The following is a 12,050-nucleotide window of genomic DNA, read 5'->3' on the forward strand; positions in this document are numbered from 1 at the left end:
TGTTGCGGTTAAGCAATTGAGATGGATTGGAAATTTTCCGTAGCCCCCATGATGGATTGGACCGACCGGCATTGCCGGGTGTTCCACCGTCATCTGACGCGGCGGGCGCTGCTCTATACGGAGATGCTGACCACTGGCGCCATTATCCATGGCGACCGGGAGCGGCTGCTTGGCTTCGACGCGTGCGAACACCCGCTGGCGCTTCAGCTTGGCGGCTCGGATCCGCGCGAGCTCGCGCAGGCGGCGCGGATCGGCGAGGCGTTTGGCTATGACGAGATCAACCTCAATGTCGGCTGCCCCTCCGATCGCGTGAAGGATGGCCGCTTCGGCGCCTGCCTGATGGCAGAGCCGGAACTGGTGGCGAGGTGCGTCGATGCGATGAAGCAGGCGGTCGGCGTTCCCGTCACGGTGAAGTGCCGCATCGGCATCGACGATCAGGATCCGGAAGTTGCGCTCGATACGCTCGCGCGCGCGGTCGTGGCTGCCGGCTGTGACGCGCTGATCGTGCATGCCCGCAAGGCCTGGCTCAACGGTTTGTCGCCGAAGGAGAACCGCGACATCCCGCCGCTCGACTATGATCGTGTCTATCGGCTCAAGCGCGCGATGCCTGACGTGCCCGTGATCATCAATGGCGGCGTCCCTGGAATCGACGAGGCGAAAGCGCATCTTGCGCATGTCGACGGCGTGATGCTTGGCCGCGCCGCCTATCAGGAGCCGTGGCGGCTGCTCTCCGTCGATTCCGACATCTTCGGTGAAGCCGCGCCGCACGCGACCATGCAGGACGCGCTCGAGGCGATGATGCCCTATATCGAGCAGCAGCTCGCGCGCGGTACGCGGCTGCATGCCATGACGCGGCACTTCGTCGGCGCATTCCACGCCGTGCCCGGCGCGCGCGCTTTTCGTCGGCATCTTGCCGAGCAGGGCGTGAAGCCGGGCGCTGGTCTCGACGTGCTGCGCGATGCGATCGCGCGGGTCGGTGCGCGGGCGCCGGCGGAGGCGGCTGCCTAGTTGCCTTCACCACGAAGAGCCGGATCGCGAAATCCGGCTCTTCGCCGATCGGTCTCAGCGGAACAGATCGAAGTGATAGTTCACGCCGACGCGGAAGGTGTGGAATTTCGCGGCATTCCAGTCCGGCAGATCGTCGTGCTTGAACTCGGTGTAGAGATATTCGGCCTTGGCCGACCATTTCGGCAGAAACGCCCATTCGACGCCGCCACCCGCCGTCCAGCCCATCTTCATCTTGTTGATCGGGCCGTCCTTCAATTCGCCGGCGGCAAGACCCGCAGTCCCGAAGAACAGCAGGCGTGAATCCATCGTCGCGATGCCGGCGCGAGCGCGGCCGGTCATGTACCAGGGCAGGCTGACCGCTGCGCTGTTGAGCGCGTCGTGGTTCTTGATGTCGCCGCCTTCGAAGTCGTTCTCGATGCCGACCACGAACATCGGCGAGATCTGGTAGTTGTAGCCGACCTGCACGCCGCCGAAGGCGCCCTTGACCTTGCCGCCGCTGGTGCCGACCAGATTGTTGAAGGCGTCGTCGCCGCTCTCGGCATAACCGGCGTTGAGACCGGCATAGAGACCCGTCCACGAATAGACCGGCTGCGGAGCCGTATAGGCGGAGGAAGGCGCTGCGTAACGCGGCGACAGATCCGCGGCGCTGGCGCTGCCAGCGGCGACCGCCGCGGCAAAAGGCAGGGCGCGCATCGTGCGGCGCAGGGCGGCTGTTGCAGTCATGATTCTCAATCTCCCACTTGGCCGCTTCCGTCAGGGAGCGGCGCTCGTCCAACCCCGTTCCGGGAATGGGATGGTTATAAACCGACCGGGCGGTTTGTAAATAGCGCAAATGCCACACTTGTGCGCTTTCGCGACACGGGGCAGTTTTCGTGGGACGGTCTAGCTAGTCGAGCGCCGTGCGCGAGCGGCGGTGACCGCTCTGGAGTTCGGGATAGCCCGTGAGCATCAGCTTGTCGGCGCGCACACCCCAGCTCTCCAGGCGGTCGAGGAAGCTCATGCCGAGCAGATTGGTCTTCATTTGCCCGCGCTGCACGACGAGGGCCGGCACTGATTTCTCGACGAGATGGCCGACGGCGAGGCGGTCGATCGTGAGCCGGGCCGCCTTGGTATGGCCGCCCGCAGTTTCGAGATCGACGTCGTATTCGAGCATCTCGAGCGGCAGCCCGATGGCTTTTGCGGTTTCCCAGGTCAGCACCACCGAGGTCGCGCCGGTGTCGATCACCATCGGCGCGGCGACGCCGTTGATCTTCGCACGCAGCGCGAATTCGCCGCCTTGGCCGCGCTGGATCTGCACGGCGGGGGCGGGCGAGGTACTCTGCGCGCGGAAGATGTGCGAGACCTTGTTGCTTGCGCGCACGATCTGATCGGGGTCGCCATAGGCGACGACGGCGCCCGCCGTGCCGGCGAGCATGACGAGGACGAGCAGGAAGCGGATCATCGGGCGCCTCCAGATGCACGCAAGCTGGTCAAGCGCGCTTCGGCGATCCCGCGATCGGCTGCAAGCCGGCGTCGGTCATGCGCGTCGGCAGCAGCGCCATGACCGACAGGCGTTCCGCGCTCTCCATGGCATGCCAGCGCGCGATCTCCGGCAAGGTGCGGCCGCAACCAAAGCACAGCTTGGTCCTGGGATCGATCATGCAGACGGCGACGCACGGCGTTTCTTTGCTCATTTCGGCATAGTGGGGGATCGTCGGGCATGTCTGCAAGCATCTCGTTACGAGCCCGTACCTGCGCTCATGATCGGCTTGTGGCGCGGCCGGCGCTTCTCGTCGGGCACGATGGAACCTTCCGGCTGGAGCGGCGGCGAATCGTCCGACAGCGGCGCCAGCGCGCTCATCACGCGCTCCGGCGGGAAGGTGACGATCACCTCGGTGCCGATGCGCAGCTTCGATTTCAGCGTGAACGTGCCGCCATGCAGGTCGATCAGGTTCTTGGCGATCGGCAGGCCGAGGCCCGCGCCCTGTTCGGCCGACTTGATCGAGTTCGAGCCCTGGCCGAACGAGGCGAGCACGACGGGGATCTCGTCCTCGGGGATGCCAGAGCCGGTATCCTTCACCGACAGATATTGTCCGCCTGAGGCGGTCCAGCCGGCCTTGAGCCAGATCTCGCCGCCTTGCGGCGTGAACTTGATCGAGTTGGAGACCAGATTCAGCACGACCTGGCGGATCGCGCGCTCGTCGGCCCAGAGCCGCGGCATGGCCTGCTCGAACACCTCGTGGATGGTGATGCCGCGGCTCGAGGCGCGCAGCTTCATCAGATGATGGCAGTCGGCGACGATGCCGACCAGCGACACCGCTTCCTCGTTGAGCTCGTAGCGGCCGGCCTCGATCCGCGACAGGTCGAGGATCTCGTTGATGAGGTTGAGCAGGTGCACGCCGGAATTGTGAATGTCCGCTGAGTACTCCTTGTAGACCGGCACCGCATGCGCGCCGAAGATTTCGCTCTTCATCACCTCGGAGAAGCCGAGGATGGCGTTCAGCGGCGTGCGCAGCTCGTGGCTCATCTGGGCGAGGAAGCGCGACTTGGCGACATTGGCGGATTCGGCGCGATGGCGCGCTTCGTCCGAGATGGCTTTCGCCTGTTCCAGCTCGCCGATCAGCGCATCCTTCTCGGCGCGCGCTTCCAGCGTGGCGAAGGTCGAGGAGTGCAGGCGGTGCGCCAGCAGCACGAAATAGCCTTCGGCCGCGATCGCGAGCGCGGCCAGGATGTAATTGTCCAGCGAGCCGGTCATCGCAAAGCTCAGCGCCATCGCGACCGCGACCGGCGCGGTGGCGGCGAGGGCTGCGATCGGCAGATTGGCCGCCAGCATGCTCGATACTGCGATCACCAGCAGCATCAGGAACATCATCAGCGATTCCGTGACCATGTCGAGCACGGGATGGATCAGGATCGCCATCCAGCACAGACCATAGAGCAGGTCGAGCACGACGAAGCGCGTCCGCCATGCGCGCGTCGCGGCGGGCGAGGCGGGCTCCGTCAGGAAACGCCGGCAACTGCGGATCATCGCGCTGTGGATGCACAGCATGCCGGCGGTCCAGGCCGCGGCCGGAATCGGCTGCATCCACAACCCGAACAGCACGCCGGTGGCGACCACCAGCAGCATCACGACGTAGGAGGCCGACAGCCGCGTCTGGGCATATTGGCGCAGCATCTCGGCGTCGAAAGCCGGCCGGGTTCCACTGGTCGACGTTAACTTATCGCGGGCCTCGCGCACCCGCTGCGCCGCAGCCCTTCGGCTGCTCGCCGATGGAGCGCTTACCGGCTCGGCCGGAAGCTGGACAACCTCAGGCTTTTCAGCGGGGTTACTCATCGAACAACAACGATTCCTGCCCGCGCCGGACGCGGGCCTTCTGCATTGTCTATCTCTGGCAAGAAATCCTTAAGAGGTGACTTAAGGAGCTAAAGAATTACGTTAACCCGGCGTTAATTTTGGATGCCGTCCGGGCCCCGTCAATGCAGCGCCGCGTACTGGGCGACGTAGACCGCAGCTCCCGCCAGATAGCCCGCCAGCGCCGGAGGCGCGATGCGGCGGGCGTACCAGAGGAACTCGATGCGTTCGAGCCCCATGGCGGCAACACCCGCGGCCGAACCGATGATCAGGATCGAGCCGCCGGTGCCGGCGCAATAGGCGATGAACTCCCAGATGAAGCTGTCCGGCGGATAGTGGGCGAGGTCGTACATTCCCATGGTGGCGGCGACCAGCGGCACGTTGTCGATGACGGCGCTGAGCAGCCCGAGCACGACGACGATGATGTCCTGGCGGCCGAGCGTGGCATCGAGCCATTTGGCCAGCAAGGAGAGCAGGCCGGCGTGTGCGAGGCAGGCGACAGCGAGCAGGATGCCGACGAAGAACACGATCGAGCTCATGTCGATCCGTGCCAGCGCGTGCACCAGCGTGAGGGGATGGCGCACGTGCTCGTCCTTGTGGCGATGCACGATCTCGCCGACCAGCCAGAGCAGGCCAAGCCCGAACAGGATGCCCATGAACGGCGCCAGATGCGTGACCGCCTTGAACGCGGGCACCGCGATCAGCGTGCCGAGCCCGAGATAGAACATCAGGTTGCGCTCGAACCGGGCGACGGCATCGCGGTCCTCCTTGCGCGGCGGCGCGATGGTCTTGCCCCGCCGCGAATGGCTGATCACCGCGAGCGGCACCAGGAGGTTGACGAGGGATGCCGCAAACACCGAGGTCATGATGCTCAGCGGCGAGATCTGTCCGCCGATCCACAGCATCGTCGTGGTGACGTCGCCGATCACGGTCCAGGCACCGCCGGCATTGGCGGCGATCACGATGATGGCGGCGAACACCAGGCGGTCGTCGCGGGCGCCGACCAGCTTCTGGATCAGCGAGATCATCACGATCGTGGTGGTGAGGTTGTCGAGGATCGCGCTCAGGAAGAACGTGACGAAGCCGACCAGCCAGATCAGGGCGACTTGGCTCGTGGTGCGGATCAGGGAGGTGATGACCTCGAAGCCGTCATGGGCGTCGATCACCTCGACGATGGTCATGGCGCCGATCAGGAAGAACACGATCTGCGCGGTGGAGGCGACGGATTCGTCGAGCTGGCGGCCGACCAGCGTGGGGTCGCCCGTGGCGACCGCGTAGATGGTCCACAGCAGCCCCGCGCCGAGCAGCGCGGAGGCGCTCTTGTTGACGCGAAGCGGGTGCTCGAGCGCGATCGCCGCATAGGCGAGGACGAAGATGGCGGCGATCGCGATCAACAAGGCGGTAACAGACGGCTGGTGTCAGCGATTGAGGCGTGCGAGCAGGCTGGACGTATCCCAGCGCTTGCCGCCCATCTTCTCGACCTCGGCGTAGAACTGATCGACCAGCGCGGTCACCGGCAAATTGGCACCGTTGCGGCGGGCTTCGGCGATCGCGATCGAGAGGTCCTTGCGCATCCATTCGACCGCGAAGCCGAAATCGTACTTGTCCTCGTTCATGGTCTTGTAGCGGTTCTCCATCTGCCACGACTGCGCGGCCCCCTTGGAGATGGTCTCGATCACCGCGGGAACGTCGAGGCCGCTCTTCTTGGCGAAGTGGATGCCCTCGGAGAGGCCCTGCACGAGGCCGGCGATGCAGATCTGGTTGACCATCTTGGTCAGCTGGCCGCTTCCGGCGGGCCCGAGCAGCTTGCACATCCGCGCATAGGCACCTGAGATGATCGGCTCGGCGCCGGCATAGGCGTCCTCAGCGCCGCCGCACATCACCGTCAGCACGCCGTTCTCGGCGCCGGCCTGGCCGCCGGAGACCGGGGCGTCGATGAACTTGAAGCCGGCCTTGGTGGCGGCGGCGTCCAGCTCACGCGCGACCTCGGCGGAGGCGGTGGTGTGGTCGACGAAGGTCGCGCCCTTCTTCATGCCGGCGAACGCGCCGTCGGGGCCGATCGTGACCGCGCGCAGATCGTTGTCGTTGCCGACGCAGCACATCACGAAATCCTGGCCCTCTGCGGCGGCCTTCGGGGTCGCTGCGGTCTTGCCGCCGAACTTGTCCGCCCATTCCTTCGCCTTGGCCGCGGTGCGGTTGTAGACGGTGACCTCATGGCCCCCTTTTTTCACGAGGTGTCCGGCCATGGGGAAGCCCATGACGCCGAGACCGAGGAAAGCGACTTTAGCCATGTGTGGTACCTTGTCCGTAGTTCGGGTTTTACGGTTATTGCCGGGCGGGAGGCGCCCAGGTTCCGCATGGGGGCGGATTGGAGGCGCACCATAAACTCTTGAGGCCGGAGGGCAACGGGTTCGTTTGGCGGTCCCCTGTGCTAGGATGGCGGACCTCAAGGACTTCAAAACAAGGGAGCAAAAGCATGGGAGGCGTGAGCGTTGGCGTCCTCGATCATTTCAACATCCGGACCCGGAATCTGGCCGAGACGGTCCGCTTCTACGAGGACGTGCTGGGCCTGGAAAAAGGCGCCCGGCCGAATTTCGCGTTCCCCGGCGCCTGGATGTACAGCGAGGGCAAGGCGGTGGTGCACCTCGTCGATATTTCGCCGACCGCCGAGCCACAAAAGCCGGATTCCGGCGTTGTCCACCATGTCGCTTTCGTCAGCCGCGGGTTTGACGGCATGAAGCAGCGGCTGGCGTCCAAGGGGATGAAGTTCGACTCCCGCCAGGTGCCCGGCGGCGACCTCTGGCAGATCTTCGTCCACGACCCCAACGGGGTCATGATCGAGCTGAACTACGAGGCGGCCCTGGAGCAGGGAGCCGCGCCCGCCGAGATGGCTGACGATATCGGCAGGCAGTAGCCTTTTGGGCGTTTCCGCTCTAATGGGGCATCTTGAACTTCAGGAGATGCGCTTTGAGCGTGACGCAGCAACAGGTTCTCGACAGCCTCGCCCGGATCAAATCGCCCCGCGGGGTCGCGCTCACCAATGCCAATGTGCTGAGCGCGATCAGCGCCTCCGACGGCAAGGTGTTCTTCTCGATCAATGTCGATGCCGCCGAGGCGCGGGCCTGGGAGTCCATCCGGGGCGAAGCCGAGGCCGCGGTGCGCGCCATTCCCGGTGTCACCACCGTGATGGTGGCACTGACCGCCGAGCGCAAGCCGGGCTCCGCGCCGCCGCCACCCCCGCAGCCCAGCCGCGGCACGCCGGGCGTGCAGCCGGTCCATGCTCACAAGCCGCCGCAGGGCGGCGGGTCGCCGATGGCGCGGCAGTCGGAGATTCCAGGCGTCGCCGCCGTGATCGCGGTCGCCTCCGGCAAGGGCGGCGTCGGCAAGTCGACCACCGCGCTCAACCTGGCGCTCGGCCTGCGCGACCTCGGCCTCAAGGTCGGGCTGCTCGATGCCGACATCTACGGCCCCTCGGTGCCGCGCCTGACGGGCCTGCACGACAAGCCGGAGCTGAACGCCGAGCGCAAGATGATTCCGCTCCGGCGCTTCGGCCTCGCCATCATGTCGATCGGCTTCCTGGTGGAGGAGGAGACCGCGATGATCTGGCGCGGTCCCATGGTGATGTCGGCGGTGACGCAGATGCTGCGCGACGTCGAATGGGGTAGCCTCGACGTGCTCGTCGTCGACATGCCGCCGGGCACCGGCGATGCCCAGCTCACGCTGGCCCAGAACGTGCCGCTGAAGGGCGCCGTGATCGTCTCGACCCCGCAGGACCTGTCCCTGATCGACGCCCGACGGGGACTTGCCATGTTCAGGAAGGTCAATGTGCCCGTGCTCGGCATCGTCGAGAACATGAGCTATTTCCAGTGCCCGCATTGCGGCACGAAATCGGACATTTTCGGCCATGGCGGGGCGCGGCACGAGGCCGAGAAACTCGGAGTGCCGTTCTTGGGCGAGATCCCGCTGCACATGGCGATTCGCGCCACCTCGGACGCCGGCAATCCCGTCGTCGACAGCGAGCCGGACGGCCCTCATGCGGCGATCTACCGCGCCATCGCGGGGCAGGTCCGGGACCAGCTCAAGGGCGTCATCGCCGCGGCCTGATCCGGCCGGTGCGGCCGCGCCTCCACGTTCCCTGGGGACATGCGACTTTTGTAGCGCCCCGTCATTCCAATGTCGCGTTCCGCAACGGGGCCTTCCGTGTTAAAGGCCACGGCAGTCATGCCCCTTCGGTTCGACGCGGCCTTGACGCGTCGCCGGAATGAGCGGCGGCAAAAGAGAAGGTTAGGGGAAACGCCCCAGCAAGGAGAGACCTGAAGATGAAGCGTCGTGATTTTCTGAAAGTGTCGGCAGCAGGCGCAGCGGCAACCGCCGCGGTGGCCTCGCCGGCGATCGCGCAGTCCTCGCCCGAGATCAAGTGGCGCCTGACTTCGAGCTTCCCGAAGTCACTTGACACCATCTATGGCGGTGCCGAGCAGGTGGCGAAGTACGTCGCCGAGATGACCGACAACAAATTCCAGATCCAGGTGTTCGCGGCCGGCGAAATCGTCCCCGGTCTGCAGGCACTCGACGCGACCTCGAGCGGCACGGTCGAGATGTGTCACACCGTCTCCTACTATTATGTCGGCAAGGACCCAACCTTCGCGATCTTCGCCTCAGTGCCGTTCGGCCTCAATGCGCGCCAGCAGAATTCGTGGCTCTATCAGGGCGGCGGCAACGAGCTCGCCAACGAGTTCTTCAAGAAGTCGAACGTGATCGGTTTCCCCTGCGGCAACACCGGCACCCAGATGGGCGGCTGGTTCCGCAAGGAGATCAAGACCGTTGCAGACCTCTCCGGTCTCAAGATGCGCATCGGCGGCATCGCCGGCCAGGTGCTCCAGAAGGTCGGCGTGGTGCCGCAGCAGCTCGCTGGCGGCGACATCTATCCGGCGCTGGAAAAGGGCACCATCGACGCGGCCGAGTGGGTCGGCCCCTACGATGACGAGAAGCTCGGCTTCGCTAAGGTCGCCAAGTACTATTACTATCCGGGCTTCTGGGAGGGCGGTCCGACCGTCCATGCCTTCACCAACCTGGACAAGTGGAATTCGCTGCCGAAGAGTTACCAGGCGATCCTCACCAACGCGACCGCCAATGCCAACAGCTGGATGGCCGCGCGCTACGACATGCAGAACCCGGCGGCGCTGAAGCGTCTGGTTGCCGGCGGCACCCAGCTTCGTCCGTTCACCAACGAGGTGCTGGAAGCCTGCCTCAAGGCGACCAACGAGCTGTGGGCGGAGATCTCAGGCAAGAACGCCGACTTCAAGAAGTCGATCGACGCCATGCAGGCCTACCGCTCCGACGAATATCTGTGGTGGCAGGTCGCCGAATACACCTACGACAGCTTCATGATCCGCTCGCGCACCCGCGGCTGATCTACGGCTTGGGGTCGCAAGACCGAAAGGCCCGGCCTCGCTCGCGAGGCCGGGCTTTTTCTTTGCCGCAGGCTCGCTTGGGGGGTGGTCACATCAAAAATATGAAAAACAACCCCATGCACAGTAGAAACGGGTGAGGGCGCGTTTGCGCCGTGAATGCCGCCAACAGCGTCTAGGCAAAACGGCGGGATGAGGTCGTGATCGCCCGGCCGAGGCCGACGGGACGAAATCGACCGATCCGCTCGCTCTGGACTGCGTTGGCGTTTTGCGCGCGTCTGCTTCCTCGTCATCATTGCGAGCTAGCGAAGCAATCCAGAGCCCCTCCGCGGAAAGATTCTGGATTGCTTCGCTGCGCTCGCAATGACGAGTGGATAGATTTGAAACCAGCGCCGCCGTTTGACACGTCGGGCAAAACAGTGGCATAACGGCAATGTCGAAAAATCCGAATTGATGCTGCCGCGTTGATCCTGGAGTGACGATGCGCTTCGATCCCGATGAGGTTCAACGCGCGCTGCGCAAGGCATGGTCGTCGTCGACATCCAGCCAATGGACCGCGAATAATCCCGCGGCGGGGCAATGCAACGTCACCTCGCTGCTGATCCACGAACTCTTCGGCGGCGACCTGCTGAAGACGCCGCTGCCGGCCGGCGACCATTTTTACAATCGGATCGGGGGCCGGCGCTATGACTTCACAGCGAGCCAGTTCGATCAGCCGATCGCTTACGTGGACCTGCCAACAAATCGGGCCGATGCGGTGCAGGGCGCAACAAACGGCCAGCTGGCTGAACTGAGGGCTGCTTTTCAGCGCCGTACTGAGTCAGGTTAGGGCGTCCATGAGCGGCTCGTAGCCGCGGGGCAGGCTGCTCCCCCAACACGCATTCCTGCCACTACGGCGCGGGCGTCGGCTTGCAGCGGGTGGGAAGCCCGGCCTCGTGCGCGAGGCCGGGCTTTTTCTTTGCCGCAGTGCGATCGGGATGGCTTTCGGCCGGCCCTTCGGTCATGCTGGCACCAAGCCTCGGCAAGAAGGCCCCACAATCACGATCCATCAGGGCAGGAAATCATGAAAAGAAGAGACTTCATCAAGGTCACAGGGCTTGGTGCGGCCGGCGCCGCCACGCTCTCGGCTCCCGCGATCGCGCAGTCGATGCCGGAAATCAAATGGCGCATGCCGACCAGCTGGCCGAAATCGCTCGACACGCTGTTTGGCGGCGCCGAGATGATGTGCAAGATGGTCGCGGAGGCGACCGACAACAAATTCCAGATTCAGATCTTTGCCGCGGGCGAGATCGTGCCGGGCCTTCAGGTGCTCGACGCCGTGCAGAACGGCACCTGCGAGATCGGCCACACCGCATCCTATTATTATTTCGGCAAGGACCCGACCTTCACCTTCGGCTCGGCCGTGCCGTTCGGTCCCAACATGCGCATCAACCAGGCCTGGTACATGCAGGGCGGCGGGCGCGAAGTTCTCAACGAGTTCTACAAGAGCTACAACGTCGTCTCGCTGCTCGCGGGCAACACCGGCTGCCAGATGGGTGGCTGGTTCAGGAAAGAGGTCAACACGCCCGACGATCTCAAGGGGATGAAATTCCGCATCGGCGGCTTCACCGGCCGCGTGCTCCAGAAACTCGGCGTGGTGCCGCAGCAGCTCGCCGGCGGCGACATCTATCCGGCGCTGGAGAAGGGCACGATCGACGCCGCCGAATGGGTCGGCCCCTATGACGACGAGAAGCTCGGCTTCTACAAGATCGCGCCGCATTACTACTATCCCGGCTGGTGGGAAGGCGGGCCGATGCTGCTGGCCTTCGTCAATCTCGACAAATGGAATGCGCTGCCGAAATATTACCAGAGCGTGCTGGAGCAGGCCGGCCACTATGCCAACAACTACATGATGGCGCGCTACGACACCGCCAACCCGCTGGCGCTGAAGAAGTTGCTCGCGGCCGGCACCAAGCTGCACGCCTTCTCGCCGCCGATCATGGATGCCTGCTACAAGGCCGCCAAGGAGCTGCATGCGGAAGTCGGCGCGACCAACGCCAACTTCAAGAAGGTCCACGACTCCCTCGCCAAGTTCACGAGCGACGGCTACGCTTGGTTCCAGGTCGCCGAGGTCGGCTACGACATCTTCATGGCACGGCGCTCGCAGAGCTGATCGCGTCGTCTCTCGCATACAGCGCCCCGGGGTGAAGGCTCCGGGGCGCTGCTGCGATTGCGTCGCCTGCCGCGCCGGCTATCGTGTCAGCGATGACAATGAATGCGAGAAAGTGCGGGAGAAAAAGCCGACGCGACATCGGCACTGAAGT

At 64.7% G+C, this 12,050-nt stretch carries 12 protein-coding genes; 6 read left to right on the forward strand and 6 right to left on the reverse strand.

Annotated elements, in window-relative coordinates; translation table 11 throughout:
• Positions 1-21 precede the first annotated feature (21 nt).
• Positions 22-1,008: a tRNA dihydrouridine(20/20a) synthase DusA gene (gene dusA, locus RAD15_RS01035; protein ID WP_458173507.1), complete on the forward strand. Its 987-nt coding sequence runs from the start codon at positions 22-24 to the stop codon at positions 1,006-1,008.
• A gap of 54 nt (positions 1,009-1,062) precedes the next feature.
• Here the strand turns inward: dusA and RAD15_RS01040 are convergent, their stop codons facing one another.
• The 6 genes from RAD15_RS01040 to RAD15_RS01065 all read right to left on the reverse strand — a co-directional run bounded on the left by RAD15_RS01040 (position 1,063) and on the right by RAD15_RS01065 (position 6,630).
• Positions 1,063-1,731, reverse strand: coding sequence for an outer membrane protein (locus RAD15_RS01040; protein ID WP_458173509.1), 669 nt, complete (start codon positions 1,729-1,731; stop codon positions 1,063-1,065).
• Positions 1,732-1,894: 163 nt separating this feature from the next.
• The gene (locus RAD15_RS01045) at positions 1,895-2,449 is read right to left on the reverse strand and encodes a TIGR02281 family clan AA aspartic protease (RefSeq protein ID WP_458173511.1); all 555 of its coding nucleotides are present in this window, start codon (positions 2,447-2,449) and stop codon (positions 1,895-1,897) included.
• 28 nt (positions 2,450-2,477) lie between these two features.
• Positions 2,478-2,681: a DUF1289 domain-containing protein gene (locus RAD15_RS01050; protein WP_458173513.1), complete on the reverse strand. Its 204-nt coding sequence runs from the start codon at positions 2,679-2,681 to the stop codon at positions 2,478-2,480.
• A gap of 44 nt (positions 2,682-2,725) precedes the next feature.
• Positions 2,726-4,321 (reverse strand): sensor histidine kinase, encoded by a 1,596-nt coding sequence (locus RAD15_RS01055; protein WP_458173515.1) that lies wholly within the window; start codon positions 4,319-4,321, stop codon positions 2,726-2,728.
• Positions 4,322-4,461: 140 nt separating this feature from the next.
• Entirely contained in the window at positions 4,462-5,736 is a 1,275-nt protein-coding gene (nhaD, locus tag RAD15_RS01060; RefSeq protein WP_458173517.1) for a sodium:proton antiporter NhaD, read from the reverse strand.
• A gap of 21 nt (positions 5,737-5,757) precedes the next feature.
• On the reverse strand, positions 5,758-6,630 hold the full coding sequence (locus RAD15_RS01065) for an NAD(P)-dependent oxidoreductase (protein ID WP_458173519.1): 873 nt from the start codon (positions 6,628-6,630) through the stop codon (positions 5,758-5,760).
• A 185-nt stretch (positions 6,631-6,815) separates the two neighbouring features.
• Here RAD15_RS01065 and RAD15_RS01070 point away from each other — a divergent pair, with 185 nt between their 5' ends.
• The 5 genes from RAD15_RS01070 to RAD15_RS01090 all read left to right on the forward strand — a co-directional run bounded on the left by RAD15_RS01070 (position 6,816) and on the right by RAD15_RS01090 (position 11,899).
• On the forward strand, positions 6,816-7,253 hold the full coding sequence (locus tag RAD15_RS01070; RefSeq protein WP_458173521.1) for a VOC family protein: 438 nt from the start codon (positions 6,816-6,818) through the stop codon (positions 7,251-7,253).
• Positions 7,254-7,306: 53 nt separating this feature from the next.
• Complete coding sequence (locus RAD15_RS01075) at positions 7,307-8,443, forward strand: Mrp/NBP35 family ATP-binding protein (protein WP_458173523.1); 1,137 nt, start codon at positions 7,307-7,309, stop codon at positions 8,441-8,443.
• A gap of 215 nt (positions 8,444-8,658) precedes the next feature.
• Positions 8,659-9,750, forward strand: coding sequence for a TRAP transporter substrate-binding protein (locus tag RAD15_RS01080; protein WP_458173525.1), 1,092 nt, complete (start codon positions 8,659-8,661; stop codon positions 9,748-9,750).
• A 478-nt stretch (positions 9,751-10,228) separates the two neighbouring features.
• Positions 10,229-10,576 (forward strand): YunG family protein, encoded by a 348-nt coding sequence (locus RAD15_RS01085; RefSeq protein WP_458173527.1) that lies wholly within the window; start codon positions 10,229-10,231, stop codon positions 10,574-10,576.
• Between the two features lie 234 nt (positions 10,577-10,810).
• Positions 10,811-11,899, forward strand: coding sequence for a TRAP transporter substrate-binding protein (locus tag RAD15_RS01090; RefSeq protein ID WP_458173529.1), 1,089 nt, complete (start codon positions 10,811-10,813; stop codon positions 11,897-11,899).
• The last annotated feature ends 151 nt before the right edge of the window (positions 11,900-12,050 follow it).

The sequence above is a fragment of the Bradyrhizobium sp. 14AA genome (genome assembly GCF_054185205.1).